Here is a 21,090-nt window from a genome sequence, read left to right as displayed (position 1 = left end):
CCTGAACCTGACCTTCGATAGAGATATAACATGGAGTTGGCATCGTAATCCTTCCTTTAATCCATTTTTGAATGAGTGGTTGATTGAACGAAGGGGATAGAGCAAGGGGGATGCCAAGGATTAAGGGCAGTAGAATCAGTGAGTTAGATTGAGTTAAGCAATAAACTGCCCAGTTTTGAGCAAGTTATTGCTTCTACAGGCAAGTTTATGTGGTGGCGATGTGAGCACACCGACATAACTCGGTTCTGCCAACGCATATTCAAAACACCGTAATATCCGTTTTATGCACTCACTTTCTCATGTAATGGGAAATCAGTAGCTTTTAAAGAGTCACTTTTCTTCGTTAAAAATACGATCTAATAGAAAATAAATCTAAATAATAATTTTATAGCCATGTTAAATTCTGCAAATTTATAGTGATTCAGATCACAGGTAAGATGTGTGAACTCGATTTTATTTTCTGATTTTTTCAAGCGCCTGATAACCTCCTGCTCCGCTTTGCAATGACGTAAAGTAATGCCTCAATTGCCAAAATACGCACAAACATGCATACAAACCATCATGTTCATTGATGAACCTGAGTATGCAAATTCGAGTTCAATTGACGCGATTGAGGGCTATTAACTATAAGGAGTGTTCAAGATGAATACCAAGAAACCGATGTCGCTAACTGGCCGAGTAATATTAGGTATGGTTGCGGGTATCTTGACAGGATTCGCTATTCGGGCCCTATTTGCTGACAATGGATTTGTAGACGCATATATCGTTAATGGATTATTCGAGGTGGGCGGAAAAATCTTTATCGCCAGCTTAAAAATGCTGGTTGTCCCACTGATTTTTGTCTCACTAGTATGTGGTACTAGTTCATTAAAAGACATTTCAACCCTTGGCCGGATGGGTGGTAAAACACTCGGCTTTTACATTGCAACCACCGCCGTTGCTATTACACTTGCGCTCACAATGGGAACTGTCTTCCAACCGGGAGCCGGTGCCGACCTTACTGCGGCAAGTTCGTTTAAATCAGCAGAAGCACCATCGCTTGGTCAAGTGATCATTGATATGTTCCCAACCAACCCAATCAGTGCAATGGCCGAAGGCAAAACCCTTCAGGTGATTGTATTTGCTGTGTTGTTTGGTATTGCGATCAGTGCTGCTGGCAAGCCGGGAGAACGCATTGCCGCTGTATTCTCAGATCTAAACGAAGTGATCATGAAGCTCGTTGCACTATTGATGAACCTTGCGCCATACGGCGTGTTCTTCCTTATGGCAAAGCTGTTTACTGGTTTAGGCCTTGGCGCCATCATTAACTTAGCAGAGTATTTCCTTGTCCTTGCTGGCACATTGTTATTGCACGGCCTGATCACATACAGCTTAATGTTAAAAGGCTTTACTGGCCTTAGCCCTATTGCGTTTTTGAAGAAAATGGAAGACGCGATCATGTTCGCCTTCTCAACAGCCTCTTCTAACGCCACGATTCCAGTAACAATGGAAACGGTTAAAAACCGTATGGGTGTGGACAATAAAGTCGCCTCATTTACCGTGCCATTAGGTGCAACAGTAAACATGGATGGCACTGCGATCATGCAAGGCGTTGCTACTGCATTTATTGCTCAGGCATTTAATATTGACCTAACCATGACCGATTACCTCACGGTCATTCTGACTGCTACCCTTGCATCGGTGGGAACAGCCGGTGTACCTGGTGTTGGCCTTGTCATGCTCGCAATGGTACTTAACCAAGTTGGTCTGCCTCTTGAAGGGATTGCATTAATCATGGGTGTGGACCGCCTTCTAGATATGATCCGCACAGCCGTCAATATCACGGGTGACAGCTGTGTCTCTGTGATTGTTGCCAAATCTGAAGGAGTGTTGGACGAGAGCCGATTTAACGATCCTCAAGCAGGTGAGAAAGAAGAAGAAGTCAAACTCTCTAAAGCTGAAGCCTAATAACTAAAAAGCCCCGGTACATGACCAGGGCTTTTTATTCAATAACAGCTTTAAACCAGAATACTCATCACAAGCATTGCACCAAAAGCATTAAAAACCGAAATCGCAACCATGATTGGAATGTAGCGGCCTTCGGTTCCGATAGGACCAAGGATACGTCCCATATATTGAATTTGAGAACCCATTAGGTAAATGGCAGGAGCCAAAATGGCAATGTGAGTACCATTTAAGATGCCTTGGTCGAACAAGGTAATCACAACACCAACTGCACCACCCATTGACATCCATGCACCAATCAGAACGGCACCAGCTTCACCCGGTAAACCAAATAGAGCCATTACTGGTTCAAAGATACTGCCCATCAGAGCAAGTGCACCTGTAATTTGCAGCGCTTTGATGATCACAAATGCCATTAATACGTTAGGCACGGTTGAAGTTGTAGCGATCACCCACCCTTTCTTTGCACCTTCAACGAAGATGTCTGTCACCATTGGTTTCTTTGCTTTTACTTCGCTCATTGTGCAGCCTCTTCTTTCAGTTCTTGATTGCCTTGTGATGATTTGTCTTCTTTACCTTCAGTCATGTTGAGGTACATACGGAACAGATTCGCACCAACAAACTTGAAAACAAACATCACAGCGACCGCTAGACCGATAGAAGACGTCACCGCAAGTGAACCATCAGCCATAGTTAGTGTGAAAAGAACAGCACCTGAAGAGAAGAAGTTCACAATAGTTGCGCCTGCAGTAAACTGGAACATGGTAAACACATCAGTTTCACGCTTCGTTAAACGCCCTTCGTCTTTTAGCTGACGAGTCATCGCCGCACCAGCATCGGTACTCTGTAAAGAAGCAATCAACGCAAGGCCTGAGCTACCAGGAATACCCATTAATGGACGTAGTAAAGGGGTAAGCAGTTTGCGCGCTGCATCAAGCGCACCATAGTGCTCTAGGACATTAATCATGCCCAGTGCAAACATAACAGTCGGGATCAAAGTTAATGCGAAAAGGAAACCATCACGCGCACCGCTACCGCCTTTACCGCGTAGCGTTGTTGTTGCCGCTTCAACACCATCGGCTGTTTCGTTCACAGCATACGCGACTTTACCGAAAGAACCATTTAGTGTTGTGAAATCAAACACGCCATACCATTCATTCGATTGGAGCAGGCCAGAGAAAAAAACCACCGCGAACGCAAGGGCAACATAACAGCCCCACGTCACTTTACGTGTGGATTGGTTAGAGTTGGACATTGTAGACACCTATCTATTTTGTCATGTGGAACAGAACGCATAGGATTTTGAAGCAAATCGCAGAATAAGGTGATGATCCTAGTCAAACACTCATTTAGCTATTCATAACTCGTCATTAACCATAATATTTTGTGACAAAGCGCATGAACCGCATCGCTAATCTCACAATAAACCTAACAAACTCAACTCAACTTCTTCATCTATTCTTAAAAACCTGACGACAAATGTCGAAAAATCAATCAGATTGAATCTGCCTCACAATTCAAAAAACAAAAGCTCTCTACAATGAATCTGCATAATTCTTATAATTAAGGAGTGGGCGCATATGTTCAGACAATGGCTTGTCTTGTTACTACTTTCTCTTTTTTCTCCTCTATCCTTTGCCGCAACGGCTTCAGAAACACCACTTCCTTTAACGCAATCCACCATCGGATACGCTGCTATCATCATTTTTAGCATTGCTTACGTTTTGGTGATGTTAGAGGAATATTTACAGCTCAGAAAATCGAAACCTGTGTTATTAGCGGCCGGTTTGATCTGGGCAATGATTGGCTATGTTTACCAACAACACGGGCAAATCGAAATTGCCAAAGCAGCGTTAGAGCACAATTTATTGGAATACGCCGAGCTACTGTTGTTCTTGCTGGTTGCGATGACCTACATCAGTGCGATGGAAGAGCGCCGATTGTTTGATGCGTTACAAGCATGGATGACAGGGAAAGGGTTTGATTTTCGAACACTATTTTGGCTGACCGGTTTCTTATCATTCTTCATCTCACCGATAGCGGATAACCTGACAACCGCCTTGCTGATGTGTGCGGTGGTCATGAAAGTCGCTGGAGATAACCCTCGTTTCATTAATCTGGCATGCATCAATATTGTCGTCGCCGCCAATGCGGGCGGGGCATTCAGCCCATTTGGAGACATCACTACTTTAATGGTGTGGCAAGCAGGCCACGTCTCGTTCTCTGAGTTTATGCCACTGTTCTTACCATCGGTCGTTAACTATTTGGTTCCTGCACTTTTAATGTCCTTTTTTATACCAAATGCCAAACCGAACGTGATCCATCAACATGTAGAACTAAAACGCGGCGCTCGTCGTATTGTTGGCTTATTCATCCTAACGATCGCAACGGCCGTTGCGTTCCATGCGGTACTTCATTTCCCGCCAGTTATGGGCATGATGATGGGGCTCGCCTACTTGCAATTTTTCGGCTTTTTCTTACGCCGCACCCTCAAGCGCTCTCTCGCAAAGAAAGCAGCAAGAGCCATTGCAAACCGTGACGATTATGCATTGAAACGGCTTGGTTCAGTGGTTCCGTTTGACGTGTTCAAACGTGTTTCGCATGCAGAGTGGGATACATTACTGTTTTTCTATGGCGTTGTAATGTGTGTTGGCGGACTAAGCCTGCTTGGCTATCTAGCTATGATATCGGAAGTCATGTACACCCAATGGGACCCAATTTGGGCCAATGTGATGGTGGGTATTTTGTCAGCCATTGTCGATAACATTCCCGTGATGTTCGCCGTTCTGACGATGGAACCCACAATGTCGATGGGTAACTGGTTACTTGTTACGCTCGCTGCTGGTGTTGGTGGTAGTTTACTCTCGATTGGCTCCGCGGCTGGCGTTGCGTTAATGGGGGTTGCGCATGGCAAATACACCTTCTTTGGCCATTTAAAATGGGCACCCATTATTATGGTAGGCTATGGCGTCAGCATTGCTGTCCATCTCATGCTCAATGCCCATCTGTTTTAATTTTATCTATAAGGCTTTTGCGCTAGGGTGCAAAAGCCTTCGCTTTCATAGTTAACCTTAGACACCTTCTAGTTTCAGTAACGCTTCTTTACGTTCAACACCACCAGCATATCCCGTCAACTTTCCATTTTTACCAATCACGCGATGACACGGTACGATAATCGATATTGGGTTTTTGCCATTCGCAAGTCCCACCGCTCGGACAGCTTTAGGGTTATCGATCGCTTCTGCCAATTGCTGATAACTCCATGTTTGACCATAAGGAATGCTTCGAAGCGCTTGCCAAACCTTGCACTGAAAATCCGTACCAGAAGCGGCAACAGCCACCTCAAACGTTGTCCTTTGACCTGCAAAATATTCCGTTAGTTCCTTCGCAGCTTGTTGCAATACAAAATGGCTTGGCGATTCGATTCCTAACTGTTCAGGCTTAGTCGTGTGCGTTTCAAACCAAGTCCCCGTAATACCTTCATCACTGGCTTGCAGCGTGAGTTTTCCTAACGGCGTCGATATGATGGTGTAGTAATGTGTCATGCATGGCTCCAACAATGAAAAGTGGCATAACTCCCCCATGGAGAGACATTCTGTTTAGTTAAATGAGTAAATGTATTCAAGGCTTTCTTCACAACCAAATCATTATCTAAAAAGCAGTCTGGTTGCGAACATCCTCTTAGGTGTGCATAGCTCACCGTCCACGGCCCGATCCCTTTTAAGCACAGCCAGCTGTCAGGATCACTTTCCGGATGCTCTATCATGTATTGAGCGAAGCGAGTCAGTGTTTCCTTGCGACTTTGTGGCATTTTAAGAAAACTTAAATCTATCGATGCTACCTCAGCTGGAGTAGGAAAGGCCTTCACATCTTCCCCCTTAACAGTTTTGACCAAAGCGTTAAGGTGCGTAATAGCCGCTTTCACCGACACTTGTTGACCTAAAATCGCACGAACTCCCGCTTCCCAAGGGCTCCATACTCCCGGAATGCGAATTCCCTTCTGCTTTATCAGACTTGGCTCAATCGCATGAAGATGCTGCTCAATCTGTGTCGTGTTCACATCAAGATCAAAAAGGCGTCTTACTTGCTTCACAAGTTGGCGTAATTGGGTGAGTTCTTCCAGTTCAAACTCAACGGTTATACTACGTTCAGTCGTCTTTTTTGCACTGAACCACACTTGTTTTTCATCTATCTGACCATAACGCTGATAACTGTTTACCTCAACCGTCTCCAACCCCTTGACCACTCTCAACTGGTAAAAATCCAGCATATGTTGCCAGTCTAATTCACCATGAAAGCTCAGCTCAATTGAGTTGGCTAAATTGGATTTATCGTTTGAACGACGGATTTGGCGTGGGGACAATTGCAATACTTTGAGAAACGCATCATTGAATCGCCTCGTGCTATTAAATCCACTGGCATAAGCAATGTCCGTAATACTTAAGGCGCTTGAATGAAGCAATTGTTTGGCAAACATCAATTGATGAGCCAATGCATATTGCTTCGGTGACATACCTAAGTATTTCTGAAATAGCTGACGTAAATAGCGATCACTGACTCCAATTCGGTTAGCCAGCTCAGCTAAAGAGCTTGTTTGCAAACTACCTTGATCGATTAGGGTTAACGCTCGCTGAAACGTGGTTTCTGTGCCCTTCCAAGCCCAAGAGTCTTGTGCACTGTCGGGACGACAACGTAAACAAGGTCGGTAACCTGCTTGAATAGCCTGAGCTTTGTCGACAAAGTACTCTACATTGCACTCTTTGGGTAATGTGGCTGGACAGATCGGCCGACAGAAAATCCCTGTTGTTTTAACCGCAATATAAAACTGACCGTCAAAACGTGCATCACGACTCATTCGTGCACTTCGAAAAACATTAAGCATCTGCTGATTCATCGTTCCGACTCGGTTTTCCATTTCCAATGTCAGTTCAGTTTAATGAGACTGAACACAAAAACTAGCCATTTTCGGAACTCTATAAGATACCTTGCTGCAACTTTAACAATTAGCATTCAAAACTTGGAAGTAGAACATTTGCTTACTGCTTCATCCATTACTAAATTAGTAATGGCTAGGACAACAAATAAAAGGATGTTGGCTATGAATCTTCACACTTGCACGATCCAATTCTCAGATGATCGTATTCTCACCTATCAAACCGTAGAACAATCACTTGATGCTATTGAGCAGAGCGATTCGAGCAGTATCAGTGAAATCACTATTGATGCAACGGATGGCCGCTCAATACGAACCTATCAAAGTAAAAGCCTTGAAGAATCGATTGAAAGCTTGATGAACTTATAACCCCAAACAAAAAAGCCCTGACTCTTTCGTCAGGGCTTTTCAATCTGCGCCAATTTATTCATCGGCTGGCAAGTCAGCAAGTTGCTGCAAACTATAAGCTGTAAGCGGGTCGATATCCTTCACTAACTCTTCAACTTGTTTAATCGCGTCAACCGAAGTGCTTGCTTTGCGGTAGCTCAAATAAATCGGCCGACACCATTCATCGACACCGGAAACTTTATGCAATTGACCAGCACTAATAAAAGGGGCAACGAGCGAAACGGGCAAATATGCACTACCACCCTTTTCAAGAATAAAATCCAGTGCAATACGCGCCGTTGAAGTGCGCAAATACGGCGCAGGAACCTTAGGATGACGTTCAGCATGCTCTGAGGCAAATTTTGTTCCCCAGTCCACATAAACATATTTGCTCCCAAATACGGTATCTATGCTTTCTTGGTTTGTTGACACCATAATAAGCACTACTTCTGCCACTTTCTTACAAGATAACTCGTCTGCTTTTATCTGATCAAAAGCAAAAGCCATATCAAGCGTACGCTCTTGCAAGCTGCGGACTAATGCTTCTCGCCCCATCACCTCAGCCATAAAACCATAGCCACCAAACGAGTCTGTCACAGCACTCAAACAATTTTGCAAATACGCATCCCACACATTGGGCGTCCCCGCCATGGTTAACTGCAGAGCTTTGCCACTTTCAAGGGAAAGTTCGAGTTTAGCTTGCTGCAAAGTGGTAACCATTACCTCGGCGTACCCAACTAAACGTTCACCCGCCGAGGTCAATTTAATGTTATTTCGATCACGAATAAACAATTGCGTATCAAAGTAACTTTCAAGTTGTTTTATCCGCGCACTGACCGCGGCTTGAGTAATATAGAGGTTTTCAGCTGCACGTCCGAAGTGACGAACCTTTGCTAACTCTAAAAATGTACGGAAGACCTTTACGTCCATAAAAATTCTCCTGGTATGAATCCAACCAGATTAACAATCAATATTTATCTTAACGATAGAAAGTTTTTGTTTTTCTTTTTTAGAATTTACGCCTAATTTTCGCCTTGAATCATGACTACAGGTATAGAGGCTGTGTGATATGTCTGACATCGAATTTCGTCAAGGCAAAAAACGTTTTTACGACAACACTAAATTCCCGAGAGGCTTTGCTAAGTCTGGCGATTTTACGCTTGCTGAAGAAGAAATCCTAATCTTTTATGGGGATACCATGCTATCTCTTGAAAAAGGCGAATTAGACCCAGAAAATGCTGAAGAAAAACACTTTCTAAAAGTAATGGAAAACCCAGGAAAAGCGAAAACTAAGCTAGAAAGAACTTGGTTGAAATACGCACAACTTGCACGTGGTCGTAAGCGTTTCCATACATTGAATGGTCGTAGCAAACCAGACGCGAGTGAAGACTATTCAGAAGAGTGTGCACTGGCTGAAGAAGACTAATCTTTCTCCCAAAGCCCTGTCGGTATATCAAGCAGGGCTTTGTTTTACCTGCGATATGTCTGTGTTATTTCGCTAACATGGCGACTTTTTTCAGAAAACTATCCCGCAGATGCTCTTGGTCATACTCCAAGTGATAGGTATTGTGGAAACCAACTTTCAACTCAACACCATTTCCTCGCATGTAAACGTTATAGCCATCGTAGTCAGAAAAAGCTTCTACGCCTTCATAAATTTTGCCATGCTCCGTAGGAGCACCATGCTCCATCACCATTTCATAAGCCTGAAGAATTTTGTTCGGATCGAGTTCATTTTTCATGGCGACGCCCTTCTTTTTTCATGAAATCACTCTAAGTATTGGTGACAAAATGAGGTTCGCCAAATTAGAAGATGATTGTGATCAAACAAGCGTGATTGACCACAAATATCAGTGGTAATTAGCTAGTTGCCGTCTTCTTTTTTTCGGAGGTTGGTTGCTCTGGTTTGGTCTCAGCGGCGCTGCGTTTAATATCCACCACCTGCTTAGCTTTCGCAGGTTGGGTTACACCATTAAACTTGCCCCCTTGATCGATACTTAAGTCATCGGTGTACAGAGTGCCTGTCACTTGACCCTTTGCTAGGATTTCAATCTTGTCTGCATGGCAATTACCATCAAAGATGCCGTTGATCACCACACGTGTGGCAAAGATATCGCCTTTTACCGTGCCGGACTCACTAATCAACAATGAGTTGTTCACATGGACTTGACCGTCAACCAACCCATCGATTTGAATATCACTCTCCAGCTTTAGCTGTCCGGAGACGTGACAACCTTGTGCGATGAGAGTTGTAGCTGATTGCTGACTCTTAATTCGACTTTGTTTACTAAAGATTCCCATCGAATGCCTCTGATTTTACTAAAAATTGTATCGAAATTATCCACACCCCAGTCAACAAAAGGACGAGGGTCAAGTGCCCGACCAACAAAACGCACTTCGTAATGCAAATGCGGGCCCGACGATAAACCGCTATTACCGGAGTAACCGATTAAATCTCCCTTTTGAACAAACTCTCCGCGTTGCACCTTAAACTTACTCATGTGCGAAAAGGATGTCTTAAAGCCATAAGAATGTTGAAGCTGAAGGAAATTTCCCGATCCTTTGTTGCTTGGCCGCACGACTTCAACAACCCCATCAGCCGGTGCATAAATCGGGGTTCCCGTATTCACTGCGAAATCTAACCCACGGTGCATTTTGTAAGATCCCGTGACCGGGTGTTTACGCTTTCCGTAGCCTGAAGATAACCGCGCATTGTGTACAGGGGGGCCACTTGGTATTTGGGTCAGCATCACCATACGAACGGAAGACGTAATCGCTGCAGTATCAAGCCGCAGTTCAAGTTTGCCGTCCGCATCTCCCATGCCTAATACTCGTTCCAAATCACCTAATCGATCGGAAACCACATTAAAGCGTTCTTCACGCTCAACTAAATCGCTTTCTAAATTACTCTTCAGTGCTTTCAGTGAGGTGACTTCTTCTGTAAGAGACATGGAGCGTTGTTCAAACTCTTGGCTCTTTAAGAGCGCAAATTCTCGCTCACCCATCAGATAGTTAATCGCAATTCCAGTCGCAACGACGGCTGCGAGGCTAAACAAGCTTAGCCCTTTTAAAACACGACGAAACTTACGGCTAAAATGAAAATGTTTGGTCCCGTTTACCGAAGAAATGGAAACCAGTACGCGATCTTTCATTCTTTAAGAAATCCATTTTCACGAGGTTATTTCAATAATGCGACATGATATCAGTAACAAATAAGAGACAGGAAGTAAGAAGTTTGAACATTGCACCCAATTCACAGGGTTATTGTTCGGTTTGTGACTAAATCGAAGCTATTTTGGCAGGAAAAGCAAATAGCCAGAGCATTCACTCTGGCTATGACTCAATATCGAATTTACTACTTGAGGTTAAGTCCAAAATGTCATGGCTATCACTGTAAGGGCGCCGACACAAGCAATGTTAAGTATGATACCCACTCGCATCATTTCACTTTGCTTGATGTGACCAGAACCAAAAACAATCGCATTGGGCGGCGTTGCGACTGGCAACATAAATGCGCAAGAAGCCGCCACAGCAATCAATACGGACAAGATCACAGGCGACATACCAAACGCTTCCGCCACGCTAGCAAAAACAGGAATAAGTAGTGCAGAGCTCGCTGTGTTACTCGCAAATTCAGTTAAGAACACCACAAAGAGAGCAATAATAGCCACAATGAGCAAGATCCCCCATTGAGCTATCCACGCACTTAAACCATTGGCTAGGAATACGCTAGCACCTGTTGCTTTAAGAACATTACTTAAACAAATACCACCACCAAACAACAGCAGTACTCCCCAATCGGCGGTTTTCTCAATATCTTTCCAATGAACAACACGGGCAAAGTTCACCGCGACTATTGCGCCAAGCGCAACAAGGGTATCAAACTTAGCATAACCGCCGATCATCGCATTAATGGGTTTGCTGAAGATCCAAAGCACCACTGTGACCGCAAAAATGCTTAACGTCACTACTTTACCTTTGTCCCACTTCACTGGCTCATAATTGAGCTCAAACTCACCACTTAAATTGGGTTTTAATATTAAAAATAGCACCCCAATCGCGACAGGCAGGAGAATGATTGAAGTTGGTAAGCCAAATGCCATCCAATCAGTAAAGGTTAAACCTACCTCGGCAGCAGCAATTGCATTGGGAGGACTGCCCACAATCGTGGCGATGCCACCAATGCTGGCACTGTAAGCAATACCAAGTAGAACAAATACATAAGTTTTGTGACCACTCTCGGAGTTCACTTTACTCAGTACACCAAGCACCAGTGGCAACATCATGGCCGTGGTCGCTGTGTTGCTAATCCACATAGACAGACCCGCCGTAACACCAAACAGCATAACCACCGCAACACTCATCTTACCTTTGGCAATCAATAATACTTTGTCGGCAATGACTTTATCTAACCCCTGACGATGCATTGCAGCAGCAAGCGCAAAACCGCCAAGGAAAAGAAAAATGATCGAATTCGCGAAGTTATTTAAAGCGGTTTGGGTATCAAATACGCCAAATAGCACTGCAAGGATGGGAACTAATATCGCCGTCACCGTCACGTGAAGCGCTTCGGTTAACCATAGTACCGCGATAAATATTAGTAAGCTGATACCAAGTACGATATCACTTTCAAAAGGTAGGAATAGATAGAGAGCCAAAAACAGCACAACATCAGCAAGGATGATGAGGCTGTTTCGGTTAAAAAACCACTCTCGGGTGTTGTTGGGCAAAGGGACACTATCGTTTCTGTTCATTATTATGCTTCCTAAATATGGCCTAATGGCACAAGCGCTACCGGCTAAAAGTTCCGACCAAGTAGCAACATGCAGCATCACACATATTCAACAATGGAGATAATAATCGATGCGAATTTGTTAACCTAATCAACATCAAAACGACATACATTAACATTATGATTACATTGATGTATTTCCCATAATTTCTATCAACCTAACTCTTAGGCTTACCCTCATTACTGTCTGCCAACTCCTAGGCTTTGTTTAGTCAGAATCTATCAGTGCATTAAACGCGGTAAAGACTTCGGGACACTTCATCACTCGCCCATGCCCCTGACCTTGCGTTGCGAATAACGTTACGTTTTCCATTTCCACTGCAGCTTTCTGTGAAACTGAAAATTTTGTAAATTTATCCTCTTCGTCATGGACGATATACGTCAGTGCATGGCGTAATCCAAGCTTTTGGTACGGATCGACCGACTGAATAGGATAGCGGTACTGTTCTTCAACTTGGGAAACGATTTTGCTAAACAGTTTCATGGAGTAGCCAGAGCGGGCAACACTACTGAATAAATTATCAACATAATCCAATACTGGAGCGATGAGCAACATCGGTTTATTGATAAGCTTTTGATGATGACATTCAAGCGCAGAAGCGGTTCCCATACTATGTCCAACAAGGCCAGCAACGTCATCAACACTATCTAGAATGGCCTCTAAACCTGCAACAAATCCAGGAATATGACCATAAACGCCACCACTCTCCCCATGGGCTGGATGATCATACGCTAGCGCAGTAAAACCACGCTCGGCTATGTATTCCATAAGCGGATAATACTGACTGGCAGAGCCAGACCAACCATGCGTTAGAACCCATACAGGGCCAGAGCCCAAACGGTAAGTTTTGAGTACACCTTCCTTCGACTGCACCTCACCTTTTACCAACTCTGTCGGTTCAGCATTTTTAGGTTGAGTCCGGACTGGTGTAAGCAGCAGTTTGCGCGCCGTCTTCTCCGCATGTTTCGGAGCGAGTGTATGGTGCAGCCGAGTTGTCATATTGACCAAACTTCGTTTCAAGCTGAACTTGTTGGACGTATTGAAATAAATCTTCTCACTCATGGTCGCTTTCCTTAACGTAGTTCGCAAAAACGAACGACCGTACTATTTTTTAATAAAATTAATGGCAGGATCATCCTGCCTGTTAAAGCCTCAGCAATCTAACGAGGCTGTAATCGACTCATGCAACCCACATTATGCCGCTTTCCAGCTCACTAATAGCTTGTCGACACCTTGCCAAAAATGCTCGGCACTCATTTGCTCACCATGGATGGTGTAGAACAAATTAGCACTGAGGTATAAACCGTAGAGCTCAAACACCGCCTGACGTGGCGATAAGTGTTGATCGAACTCTCCGAGTTCAACCCCTTTTGCAATTTGAATTTGCAGATAATCAACCCACACCGAAATGGCTTTTCTCAGCGCTTGCTGGATCGGACATTGGTTTGTCGCCGCATCTTTCCATGCATCAAGAAACATGCAGCTGCCTTGAAAAGAGTGATTCCAGCTTAGCCAGCGTGTTAACAGCAGACGTATTTTATTCTCTTGATCCGGTGATGATGCATCTCTCGCGGGTACAATCACTTTTTCGGCAAACACTTGCTGTGCGTATTCAATAACACCAACTTGCAAGTTGTCCTTGGAATTAAAATGAGCAAACAAACCGCTTTTCGACATACCACAGTGCTTTGCTAACTCACCTATCGTCAGGCTTTCGAGGCCACCTTCACTTGCCAGCGCAAACGCCTGTGCCAGTATGTTCTCACGTGTGATTCGCCCTTTACTCATTTTCCACCAACATCCGCAGTCATTAAATTAGTTTTAGCACGGTCGTACTTTTTTGCAAGTATTAAACTCATTTAAAACGACTTTCATTGAATACCTGACCCGTATCTCAAATCCTACTTTTTACGACGTAAACCATTCTACACTTTGATTTAAAACGCCATTTTTAATTTCTTCTCCTGATAGTTTGAGGCCACTTTTTCGATGATTTGCGACTCTCCGAGTCGATTTTTATTTAGGTATTTATGATGTCTGATAGGTCCAAAATCGCCAGCCTAGAGCTAGGGCGCCTCGTCGCCATGATCGCAATTATTATGTTGCATTGCCAAATGTTCCTCTCTTACTTCACTCTTGGTGGAGAACCTTGGTTTGGCTATGTTTTCAACCAATTGACGCGCTTTGCCGTTCCACTATTTTTTCTTATCGCCGGCTACCTCATCCAACCTAAATTGACCAATAAACCTTGGCAAACCGTCCTGAATTACGGCTCTCCACTGATTCGTATCTGGGCAATCTGGAGCGTGATCAGTTTGCTTATGCCATTTAACTGGAGCGTACTTTTAGAACATGGTTACTTAGCGGAAAGACAAGGTTATTGGAGCTATCTGCTGCAAACACCACTTAACTCATTGATTGAAGGCGGTTTGGTGCACTTGTGGTTTATTCCAGCTTTACTCAGCGCCATTGTGATCATAGCGGCGTTAATAGACTTCAAGCTCAGTCGCTGGATCCTCCCGTTATCACTAGCACTGTATTGTTATGGCGTTCTTGCTGGTAGCTATGCCGTATTAACTGAGCTTCCAAGTCCATTCTTCACTCGTAACGGCCCTTTCTTTGCAACCTTGATGGTCGCAATAGGTTTTACGCTGCGACAATCTGAGTTCCAATTTTCTGCATCAAAAGCAATATGGCTTACTGGATTGGGGCTCTCTATCCACATTGTGGAGGCCTATTGGCTGCATGGAATGGGACAAATATTTAATACTAATGACTTCTTATTTGGCACCATTTTTTGGGCAACAGGAATCATGATGTATCTGCTAACCCATCCAGATTTAGGCAGAAACGCGATTGTTTTTTCCTTGAGTAAGCGTGTCTTGCCTGTCTATGTCTGTCATCTACCCATGGTGATTGTGATGATGAATGTGGCGGGTTTCTTTGGGCTTACTCATGCTCCAAAGGATGCTATCGTATTAATAGGAACATTGGTTTTCAGTTACTTATTGGTTGTAGCGACAGAAAAAACACCGCTGAACCGTTGGTTATTTCGCTAAATTCGCAAACGGCAGGAGGCCATAATGCAGCGTCGCTTAGGATTATTACTCATTCTTTTCGCTCCGCTCGTCTTCGCCTCCGGAGAAAGGGGATGGCAGTTTGCAAAAACTTACGATGGCATCACACTGCATACGCGGCCACACAGTGATGGCTTGGTTGAGATTCGTGCTCAAATGTTTATCCCCACCAGTTATTCCGCATTTTTGCTGCTACTGGAAGACAGTGAGCACGTTCCCAAATGGATCGATAATGTCTCCCACAGCCGAGTTCTAAAACAGATCAGTGCGAACGAAAACATCGTTTACACCCAATTTGCCGCCCCATGGCCAGCTGCCGATCGCGATATGGTGACCTATTCACAATATCAAGTGAATGAACAAGCCTTTAAACTGGTGATCCGTGATGCTCCCGCGACGTTTCCTAAACAAGAAGGATACCTTCGTATTACTGGGGTATCTGCTGAATGGGTGTTAGAAAAATTAGATAACGGCACCACCCATATTGAATATACCGCTTTTGCCAACCCCCAAGGACAACTGCCAGATTGGTTAGTGAACAAACTTGCGACGGACAGTGCCCTAGCAACGTTTCAAGGGCTAAGACGAGAAGTACAGCAATATCAGGGAAAACAACACCCTAATATTGAAGAGTAATCAAGAGAGTAATTAGCGTTTTCGCGCTAAGTCTCTGGCTAAGATGAGCGCCAATCCAAAAATTTGTAGAAACAGAGCAAACACTTTGTAACGTGCACTACGCTCATTTAACTCGGCCATGGTTTCGGTGATGGATAAGTTCGCTAAGTAATGGCCATCAATCCTATCTCGCTCATGTTGTTGTGCTTGATTAATTAACGTCATTAACGTCGCTAGATTATCTTGTTGGATGGGAGGAACGGCTTGATTGACCCATGGAGAAAGCTGACCTCTTAATAATTCATCAATCTCACCGGATACAATCTTGTTTTGATCCAAGTGCAGCAGCATAAATTCACGTTTTCGTTCTAAGGTTTCAACCTTATCCCACGCTAACTGAATGGCGTAACTGTTGGCATTTTTTTGCTCATCACGCGCGCTGACCTCCTGACTCAATTGATCAAGAACCACACTCGACACCAGAATAGCCATGATATTCAGCACCAAACCAATCGCCACAAGTACCCATGCTGACGGCCATTTCATGCGCTTCTCCTTCTTGATACGGTTTGAACCTCATGAGGGAGAACGATTCATCACATAACGCTGCCTCCTCCCATCACAACAACAATGTAGTAAGCGTAGTCAAATTAAAGAAACTGGCTGATTTTTAAGTATAAAAAAAGCGCGACACCTATCGCGCTTCTAAAGAGGTTCACTTTGCTTAGTCTTGATTAATAAACTCAGCTAAGCTGGTTAGTCGACGTTTTGATTCTTTAACATACGGGTTAGCTTCATCCCATGCATAACCAGCAAGTATTGAGGAAATCATCTGCTTAATACGCGGGTTAGGATTTTGATAAAAAATTACGTCTTGCAATGTGCCTTGGTACCATCCTTCCACATACGTCCTGAAAGTATCGACACCAACCATCAGCGGATCGGCGTACTCTTTCTGCCAATCAACCGTTTCACCATTGAGCTGGCGCACCACGCAATCAACCGCAAACTGGGCCGACTTCATTGCAATGGTCACACCGGAGGAAAACACCGGATCTAAGAATTCGCCAGCATTACCAAGCAGCGCATAATGCGACGTGGCCAAATGTTTCACATTGGCAGAGTAACCGCCGAGTTCACCTGCTGAGTTAGGATATTCCGCATTCTGTAGTAATGCCGCTAACCCTGGTTCTTCATTAGCTAATTGCTGAATTGCGGCGATCTTATCTTCCGAATACTGCTCGAAAAACTCAGGTTCACCCACAATACCAAATGAACATATGCCATTGGAAAATGGAATCAACCAATACCACACATCTTGGTGTTCAGGGTGCACTGAAATCAGGATTTTATTGCGATCATAATCGGTACTTTCAGCATCAATGTTATCAACAATATGGGTGAAGATGGCCTTACGCGGCGGAAGACAAGATGGTTCTTCTAATTCCAGTAGTTTTGGCAGCACACGCCCAAACCCACTCGCATCCAACACATAATCAGCTTGTAAAAGGTAGTCTTCCCCCCCCTCGACACCAACCTGCAAAATAGAATGCGCATCCACAAACTCGATGCTTTTCAGCTCATGTTGATATCGAATTTCAACACCTTGCTCGCTCGCAGAATCTGCCAGAACTTTATCAAAGTGCGCACGCTGAACCTGAAACGTCGTCCCCGGTCCTGCTGAAAACTTATCGGTAAAATCAAATTGGGTATAAACCCCATTTCGCCGAAAAGCTGCGCCGTCTTTATATTGGAATCCTGCTTGATTAACAGCCTCTAACATCCCCGCCTGTTCAACCACTTCCATACATGCAGGCAGTAGGCTTTCTCCGATAGAAAACCTTGGAAACTGTGATTTTTCAATCACAACAACATCAATATTTTGGGCATGTAACAATGCCGCTGCGGTTGAGCCGGAAGGGCCAGCGCCAATCACGACCACCTGCGTTGATTGCTTCTTCATTTATTTTTGCTCATTTGGGCTAGGACACTAAGCCTTTGCTTTTAGTTTTAATAAAGTATGACCAAGACCGATATCATCGGTGCGCTCAACCACTTCCAGTTCCGCCGCTTCAACGATCTCTAAAAAGTCATCGCTACGATAGAACCGGCTGTTACCATTGGCTAAACAAGTAAAGTAAAGAGAAGTAGCATTTAAGCTGTAAGAAGCCGCCTCATATTTTTGAGAGTCCCAGAACAATTCTAGGATGTAGACATGCGAATCCGGCGTGAGCTGAGCTTTAACGCGTTGCAGAATACTTAGGATCTCCATTGGTGAAAAGCAGTCTAGAAACTGACTCATCCACCAAATATCAGCGTGTTCTGGTAAGCTCTGTTGCTTGTCTAACATGTTGGCAGGGAAAGGGTGCACTCGCTCTTGAAAACCATTTTCCTTAGCATTTGCCATTGCCATTTCAAGCTGTTGGGGTAAGTCCACAATCGTGATTTCAACATCCGCATTGTAATTGCAGCATTGCATCGCCCATTTGCCCGTATTACCACCGATATCAACAATATGCTTTGGCTTTGCCGCAAACACTTCTTTCAACAAAATAGGGAAAGAGCGATCTGAGTAAAAGTGATCAAATTTGAACCAGCTCTCTTTGGCTTTTTCCGGTAACGTCGACAGCCCTTGGTAAATGGTCTCCCAATCCCCAAGTTCTTTTAGGCCAGCTGGTTTACCCTCTTGGATGGATTCGGTTAAATGCATCATCGCGGCGTAACAAACGTCTGCCGTAAAGTCCATGTTGGCATTCGTCATACCATCGTGGAGTAGAAAGAAACCAAGATTGGCTAGAGAATAGTTAGGTTTTTCCCAAAGAACGATATGGGCACTGATCGCCATGTCCAGTAAGACTTTTACGCCATACTCAGAGACACCGGTCTCTTGTGACAATTGTTCAGTACTCATTCCCTCTGAACCCGCTTTATCGAGTGCAGCCAGAAGGCCTAAATCCCGAAGTGTACGGGCTGTGTGAAAAACAATGGGGGCAAATGAAAGCTTTTGTGCTTCCGTTTTTGCCTCTAGAGCATTAAAAGGGTCAATATTTTGATTTAACACGAAAAAACCTAACTTAAGTTTGTATTATTATTGTGCTGCAGCTGTCAGTGACAACTGTTTTTTAATATCAACATTTAAATTGTTGATCCAGCGGTTGTAGTTACGATGAATTTTGCCATCTTCTGCGCGCAAGTTTTCTGAGCTAACGTAAAGAATTGAATAATATTTCTCGTTATACGGAATTTTTACTTCTGCAAAATGAGAGCGAACGTGAAGTTTGGCACTTAATTCACCCGGTTTAACTTCATCAACAATCCAACCGCGATTAGTAGCGGCTTGCAGAATAGCCATTTTGACTTGTTTGCTTTGAAGATTATAAGCAACTGGAGTATCCTCCACTGTCATAATAGGCTGCACGCGACCACAGCCGGCTAGTAGAAGCACTAAAAATAGTGAACTTAATAGCTTTAATGATTTCATATTATTTCCTTTTTTGAAGGTTGTGTGGAATAGGCTGCAATAGTATTTAGCTGTAAACGAAACAATTCAATATTATATGTCAAATACACAACAAATAATGTCTGTAAATATAGACGCTTGGTCCGCAAACTCATTGGGATTGCATGATTCACAAGCATGGAATAGCTGGGCTCAAGATCTTCAGTGGCCCGAAGAAGGGAAATTAGAGGTAAGTGCCATCCCACCAATGATGCGCCGCCGAATGAGTTCTCTTAGCAAAATGGCCGTTCAAACCGCGATTGAGCTACTGAACCAACACGACGTAGATTATCTGGTTTTTGCCAGTCGTCACGGAGAGCTACAAAGAAGCGCACAACTCATCAACGATATTCTTTGTGGCGAAGAGGCATCACCAATGGCCTTTTCTCAATCGGTTCACAATACAGCGGCAGGGCTTTCAACCATTGCGACAAAAAAGCCGATTCCCTTAACGTCTATCGCTGCAGCCGACAACACTTTCCAAAGTGCCCTGCTTGAAGCTTGGTTGTACTTGCAAGCAAATACAACCGATAAAGTTCTGGTGCTTGATTTTGACGAACCACTACCTTCCCCTTATCAGCAATACGAAGAGAATCAATTTCAAGGTTATGCCATTGGCCTCGTGCTGTCTGCTGGTGAATCGGTTCAATTTGCAGCACAACCCAATACACGTAGTCAGCAAAACGACCAAGCATTACCACAAGGCTTAGCGTTTTTGCGTCACTTCCTAACTTCACATAACCGTTGGCAAATTCATTCCAAACAACAAAGTTGGACGTGGCAACGCTAATGCTCAACTGGAATAAGTACTGGCGCGTGTTTGCCACTGGATTTTGTTTTGCGGTATTTGGACTTGGTGGGCTAATTCTTAGCTTTGTGCTTATTCCTGTGATCAGTATATTTACACGCGATTTAGCAATGCGCGAATATAAAGTTCAGGGCGTTATTCGCTATAGCTTTAATACTTTCTGCAAGCTAATGAAATATACCGGCGCTATTGACTATAAAATAACGGGGGCAGATACGCTCATTCAGGATAGAAATTGTCTGATTGTCGCCAATCACCCAAGCCTTATTGATTACGTCCTCATTGCCTCTCAATTACCACGTGTTGATTGCTTAGTGAAATCTGCTATTTGGTCGAACCCATTTATGAAACATATCGTAAAAGCAGCAGGCTATATTCCAAATGAAGCACCCGATGATTTATTAGCGCAATGCGATGAAAGATTTGAACGTGGCAATGTATTACTGGTATTTCCTGAAGGAACCCGAACCACACCTGGATTAAAATCAAAATTACAGCGCGGCGCAGCTCAAATTGCAATACGTACCGAGCGAGACCTCCGTGTAATCCATATTACGGTTTCTCCGAGCTTCTTAACAAAAGAAAAAAAATGGTATCAGGTTCCTGACACGAAACCCTTTTTCCATGTGGAAATTAAAGGTAAAGTTGACGTGAAACCCTTTATTGAAGGGGCGACAAACCCAACTTTAGCCGCTCGGCAGTTAAATCGTCATTTGGCTGAAGCTATTTTTCCATCAAATCAATAACTCAAAGTAGGTCCCAGTGGAAGTACTACACAACGATATCAAACAGTTGATCATTGATGCTCTAAACCTAGAAGACATTTCGATTGAAGACATCGAAACAGAAGCACCACTTTTCGGTGACGGTCTTGGTTTAGACTCTATCGATGCATTAGAGCTAGGCTTGGCGATTAAGAAGAAATTTAATATTGTGATTGATGCAGACGATGCAAACACACGTGAGCATTTTGCATCGGTGGCAAATCTGGCAAAATATATTTCATCTCAATCTAGCCAATAATTTATAAATTT

Annotated in this window: 24 protein-coding genes; 9 read left to right on the top strand and 15 right to left on the bottom strand. The window is 43.9% G+C overall.

The window, feature by feature from the left end; genetic code table 11:
• Positions 1 to 642 precede the first annotated feature (642 nt).
• A complete protein-coding gene (locus ACQEXU_RS19455; RefSeq protein ID WP_427011987.1) occupies positions 643 to 1,947 on the top strand; it encodes a dicarboxylate/amino acid:cation symporter in 1,305 nt (434 codons plus the stop codon).
• Between the two features lie 50 nt (positions 1,948 to 1,997).
• On the opposite strand, the gene ACQEXU_RS19450 is transcribed toward ACQEXU_RS19455, so the two are convergent.
• Both ACQEXU_RS19450 and ACQEXU_RS19445 read right to left on the bottom strand, forming a co-directional pair.
• Entirely contained in the window at positions 1,998 to 2,465 is a 468-nt protein-coding gene (locus tag ACQEXU_RS19450) for a YjiG family protein (protein WP_367990403.1), read from the bottom strand.
• Positions 2,462 to 3,199, bottom strand: a complete 738-nt coding sequence (locus tag ACQEXU_RS19445) for a nucleoside recognition domain-containing protein (RefSeq protein WP_367990404.1) — start codon at positions 3,197 to 3,199, stop codon at positions 2,462 to 2,464. The genes ACQEXU_RS19450 and ACQEXU_RS19445 overlap by 4 nt, the downstream gene beginning before the upstream one ends.
• Positions 3,200 to 3,524: 325 nt before the next feature.
• On the opposite strand from ACQEXU_RS19445, the gene nhaD reads away from it, so the two are divergent.
• On the top strand, positions 3,525 to 4,958 hold the full coding sequence (gene nhaD, locus ACQEXU_RS19440) for a sodium:proton antiporter NhaD (protein ID WP_427011986.1): 1,434 nt from the start codon (positions 3,525 to 3,527) through the stop codon (positions 4,956 to 4,958).
• 57 nt (positions 4,959 to 5,015) lie between these two features.
• Here nhaD and ACQEXU_RS19435 read toward each other — a convergent pair whose 3' ends face one another.
• Both ACQEXU_RS19435 and ACQEXU_RS19430 read right to left on the bottom strand, forming a co-directional pair.
• Positions 5,016 to 5,489 (bottom strand): methylated-DNA--[protein]-cysteine S-methyltransferase, encoded by a 474-nt coding sequence (locus ACQEXU_RS19435; protein ID WP_427011985.1) that lies wholly within the window; start codon positions 5,487 to 5,489, stop codon positions 5,016 to 5,018.
• Positions 5,486 to 6,859, bottom strand: a complete 1,374-nt coding sequence (locus ACQEXU_RS19430) for a DNA-3-methyladenine glycosylase 2 family protein (protein ID WP_427011984.1) — start codon at positions 6,857 to 6,859, stop codon at positions 5,486 to 5,488. Before ACQEXU_RS19430 ends, ACQEXU_RS19435 begins: the two co-directional genes overlap by 4 nt.
• 183 nt (positions 6,860 to 7,042) lie before the next feature.
• On the opposite strand from ACQEXU_RS19430, the gene ACQEXU_RS19425 reads away from it, so the two are divergent.
• A complete protein-coding gene (locus tag ACQEXU_RS19425; protein ID WP_427011983.1) occupies positions 7,043 to 7,246 on the top strand; it encodes a hypothetical protein in 204 nt (67 codons plus the stop codon).
• A 54-nt stretch (positions 7,247 to 7,300) separates the two neighbouring features.
• On the opposite strand, the gene ACQEXU_RS19420 is transcribed toward ACQEXU_RS19425, so the two are convergent.
• Positions 7,301 to 8,194: a LysR family transcriptional regulator gene (locus ACQEXU_RS19420; RefSeq protein ID WP_427011982.1), complete on the bottom strand. Its 894-nt coding sequence runs from the start codon at positions 8,192 to 8,194 to the stop codon at positions 7,301 to 7,303.
• A 139-nt stretch (positions 8,195 to 8,333) separates the two neighbouring features.
• On the opposite strand from ACQEXU_RS19420, the gene ACQEXU_RS19415 reads away from it, so the two are divergent.
• Entirely contained in the window at positions 8,334 to 8,690 is a 357-nt protein-coding gene (locus ACQEXU_RS19415; protein ID WP_367990410.1) for a DUF413 domain-containing protein, read from the top strand.
• Positions 8,691 to 8,754: 64 nt separating this feature from the next.
• On the opposite strand, the gene ACQEXU_RS19410 is transcribed toward ACQEXU_RS19415, so the two are convergent.
• The 6 genes from ACQEXU_RS19410 to ACQEXU_RS19385 all read right to left on the bottom strand — a co-directional run bounded on the left by ACQEXU_RS19410 (position 8,755) and on the right by ACQEXU_RS19385 (position 13,845).
• Positions 8,755 to 9,006, bottom strand: a complete 252-nt coding sequence (locus ACQEXU_RS19410) for a DUF3081 domain-containing protein (RefSeq protein WP_367990411.1) — start codon at positions 9,004 to 9,006, stop codon at positions 8,755 to 8,757.
• 118 nt (positions 9,007 to 9,124) lie between these two features.
• Positions 9,125 to 9,454, bottom strand: a complete 330-nt coding sequence (locus ACQEXU_RS19405) for a bactofilin family protein (RefSeq protein WP_427011989.1) — start codon at positions 9,452 to 9,454, stop codon at positions 9,125 to 9,127.
• A 20-nt stretch (positions 9,455 to 9,474) separates the two neighbouring features.
• Complete coding sequence (locus ACQEXU_RS19400; protein ID WP_427011981.1) at positions 9,475 to 10,416, bottom strand: M23 family metallopeptidase; 942 nt, start codon at positions 10,414 to 10,416, stop codon at positions 9,475 to 9,477.
• 213 nt (positions 10,417 to 10,629) lie between these two features.
• Entirely contained in the window at positions 10,630 to 12,018 is a 1,389-nt protein-coding gene (locus ACQEXU_RS19395; RefSeq protein WP_427011980.1) for an SLC13 family permease, read from the bottom strand.
• Positions 12,019 to 12,264: 246 nt separating this feature from the next.
• Positions 12,265 to 13,119: an alpha/beta hydrolase gene (locus ACQEXU_RS19390; RefSeq protein WP_427011979.1), complete on the bottom strand. Its 855-nt coding sequence runs from the start codon at positions 13,117 to 13,119 to the stop codon at positions 12,265 to 12,267.
• A 132-nt stretch (positions 13,120 to 13,251) separates the two neighbouring features.
• The gene (locus ACQEXU_RS19385; protein ID WP_367990416.1) at positions 13,252 to 13,845 is read right to left on the bottom strand and encodes a TetR/AcrR family transcriptional regulator; all 594 of its coding nucleotides are present in this window, start codon (positions 13,843 to 13,845) and stop codon (positions 13,252 to 13,254) included.
• 245 nt (positions 13,846 to 14,090) lie between these two features.
• Between ACQEXU_RS19385 and ACQEXU_RS19380 the strand changes: the two genes are divergently transcribed.
• Together ACQEXU_RS19380 and ACQEXU_RS19375 are read left to right on the top strand one after the other, a co-directional pair.
• The gene (locus ACQEXU_RS19380; RefSeq protein WP_427011978.1) at positions 14,091 to 15,116 is read left to right on the top strand and encodes an acyltransferase; all 1,026 of its coding nucleotides are present in this window, start codon (positions 14,091 to 14,093) and stop codon (positions 15,114 to 15,116) included.
• Positions 15,117 to 15,140: 24 nt separating this feature from the next.
• On the top strand, positions 15,141 to 15,770 hold the full coding sequence (locus tag ACQEXU_RS19375) for an START domain-containing protein (protein ID WP_427011977.1): 630 nt from the start codon (positions 15,141 to 15,143) through the stop codon (positions 15,768 to 15,770).
• A 12-nt stretch (positions 15,771 to 15,782) separates the two neighbouring features.
• Here ACQEXU_RS19375 and ACQEXU_RS19370 read toward each other — a convergent pair whose 3' ends face one another.
• The 4 genes from ACQEXU_RS19370 to ACQEXU_RS19355 all read right to left on the bottom strand — a co-directional run bounded on the left by ACQEXU_RS19370 (position 15,783) and on the right by ACQEXU_RS19355 (position 19,230).
• Positions 15,783 to 16,295, bottom strand: coding sequence for a DNA mismatch repair protein (locus ACQEXU_RS19370; RefSeq protein ID WP_427011976.1), 513 nt, complete (start codon positions 16,293 to 16,295; stop codon positions 15,783 to 15,785).
• A 178-nt stretch (positions 16,296 to 16,473) separates the two neighbouring features.
• On the bottom strand, positions 16,474 to 17,712 hold the full coding sequence (locus tag ACQEXU_RS19365; RefSeq protein WP_427011975.1) for an NAD(P)/FAD-dependent oxidoreductase: 1,239 nt from the start codon (positions 17,710 to 17,712) through the stop codon (positions 16,474 to 16,476).
• A 27-nt stretch (positions 17,713 to 17,739) separates the two neighbouring features.
• A complete protein-coding gene (locus ACQEXU_RS19360; RefSeq protein WP_427011974.1) occupies positions 17,740 to 18,810 on the bottom strand; it encodes a methyltransferase in 1,071 nt (356 codons plus the stop codon).
• A 27-nt stretch (positions 18,811 to 18,837) separates the two neighbouring features.
• On the bottom strand, positions 18,838 to 19,230 hold the full coding sequence (locus ACQEXU_RS19355) for a hypothetical protein (RefSeq protein ID WP_367990421.1): 393 nt from the start codon (positions 19,228 to 19,230) through the stop codon (positions 18,838 to 18,840).
• A gap of 76 nt (positions 19,231 to 19,306) precedes the next feature.
• Between ACQEXU_RS19355 and ACQEXU_RS19350 the strand changes: the two genes are divergently transcribed.
• The 3 genes from ACQEXU_RS19350 to ACQEXU_RS19340 are packed head-to-tail and all read left to right on the top strand — an operon-like array spanning position 19,307 to position 21,079.
• On the top strand, positions 19,307 to 20,038 hold the full coding sequence (locus tag ACQEXU_RS19350; RefSeq protein ID WP_427011973.1) for a beta-ketoacyl synthase chain length factor: 732 nt from the start codon (positions 19,307 to 19,309) through the stop codon (positions 20,036 to 20,038).
• On the top strand, positions 20,038 to 20,802 hold the full coding sequence (locus tag ACQEXU_RS19345) for a lysophospholipid acyltransferase family protein (RefSeq protein WP_367990423.1): 765 nt from the start codon (positions 20,038 to 20,040) through the stop codon (positions 20,800 to 20,802). Before ACQEXU_RS19350 ends, ACQEXU_RS19345 begins: the two co-directional genes overlap by 1 nt.
• A 16-nt stretch (positions 20,803 to 20,818) precedes the next feature.
• Positions 20,819 to 21,079: a phosphopantetheine-binding protein gene (locus ACQEXU_RS19340; RefSeq protein ID WP_427011972.1), complete on the top strand. Its 261-nt coding sequence runs from the start codon at positions 20,819 to 20,821 to the stop codon at positions 21,077 to 21,079.
• Positions 21,080 to 21,090: the final 11 nt, after the last annotated feature.

It is taken from the genome of Vibrio sp. TRT 21S02 (assembly GCF_050113675.1).
Classification (GTDB): Bacteria; Pseudomonadota; Gammaproteobacteria; order Enterobacterales; family Vibrionaceae; genus Vibrio.
This window is presented reverse-complemented; position numbering and strand designations above follow the sequence as displayed.

Bases quoted from the DNA above. Each gene is read 5' to 3' on its own strand.
- ACQEXU_RS19455 (WP_427011987.1), top strand. From the start codon at position 643: ATGAATACCAAGAAACCGATGTCGCTAACTGGCCGAGTAATATTAGGT.
- ACQEXU_RS19450 (WP_367990403.1), bottom strand. From the start codon at position 2,465: ATGAGCGAAGTAAAAGCAAAGAAACCAATGGTGACAGACATCTTCGTT.
- ACQEXU_RS19445 (WP_367990404.1), bottom strand. From the start codon at position 3,199: ATGTCCAACTCTAACCAATCCACACGTAAAGTGACGTGGGGCTGTTAT.
- nhaD (WP_427011986.1), top strand. From the start codon at position 3,525: ATGTTCAGACAATGGCTTGTCTTGTTACTACTTTCTCTTTTTTCTCCT.
- ACQEXU_RS19435 (WP_427011985.1), bottom strand. From the start codon at position 5,489: ATGACACATTACTACACCATCATATCGACGCCGTTAGGAAAACTCACG.
- ACQEXU_RS19430 (WP_427011984.1), bottom strand. From the start codon at position 6,859: ATGGAAAACCGAGTCGGAACGATGAATCAGCAGATGCTTAATGTTTTT.
- ACQEXU_RS19425 (WP_427011983.1), top strand. From the start codon at position 7,043: ATGAATCTTCACACTTGCACGATCCAATTCTCAGATGATCGTATTCTC.
- ACQEXU_RS19420 (WP_427011982.1), bottom strand. From the start codon at position 8,194: ATGGACGTAAAGGTCTTCCGTACATTTTTAGAGTTAGCAAAGGTTCGT.
- ACQEXU_RS19415 (WP_367990410.1), top strand. From the start codon at position 8,334: ATGTCTGACATCGAATTTCGTCAAGGCAAAAAACGTTTTTACGACAAC.
- ACQEXU_RS19410 (WP_367990411.1), bottom strand. From the start codon at position 9,006: ATGAAAAATGAACTCGATCCGAACAAAATTCTTCAGGCTTATGAAATG.
- ACQEXU_RS19400 (WP_427011981.1), bottom strand. From the start codon at position 10,416: ATGAAAGATCGCGTACTGGTTTCCATTTCTTCGGTAAACGGGACCAAA.
- ACQEXU_RS19395 (WP_427011980.1), bottom strand. From the start codon at position 12,018: ATGAACAGAAACGATAGTGTCCCTTTGCCCAACAACACCCGAGAGTGG.
- ACQEXU_RS19390 (WP_427011979.1), bottom strand. From the start codon at position 13,119: ATGAGTGAGAAGATTTATTTCAATACGTCCAACAAGTTCAGCTTGAAA.
- ACQEXU_RS19385 (WP_367990416.1), bottom strand. From the start codon at position 13,845: ATGAGTAAAGGGCGAATCACACGTGAGAACATACTGGCACAGGCGTTT.
- ACQEXU_RS19380 (WP_427011978.1), top strand. From the start codon at position 14,091: ATGTCTGATAGGTCCAAAATCGCCAGCCTAGAGCTAGGGCGCCTCGTC.
- ACQEXU_RS19375 (WP_427011977.1), top strand. From the start codon at position 15,141: ATGCAGCGTCGCTTAGGATTATTACTCATTCTTTTCGCTCCGCTCGTC.
- ACQEXU_RS19370 (WP_427011976.1), bottom strand. From the start codon at position 16,295: ATGAAATGGCCGTCAGCATGGGTACTTGTGGCGATTGGTTTGGTGCTG.
- ACQEXU_RS19365 (WP_427011975.1), bottom strand. From the start codon at position 17,712: ATGAAGAAGCAATCAACGCAGGTGGTCGTGATTGGCGCTGGCCCTTCC.
- ACQEXU_RS19355 (WP_367990421.1), bottom strand. From the start codon at position 19,230: ATGAAATCATTAAAGCTATTAAGTTCACTATTTTTAGTGCTTCTACTA.
- ACQEXU_RS19350 (WP_427011973.1), top strand. From the start codon at position 19,307: ATGTCAAATACACAACAAATAATGTCTGTAAATATAGACGCTTGGTCC.
- ACQEXU_RS19345 (WP_367990423.1), top strand. From the start codon at position 20,038: ATGCTCAACTGGAATAAGTACTGGCGCGTGTTTGCCACTGGATTTTGT.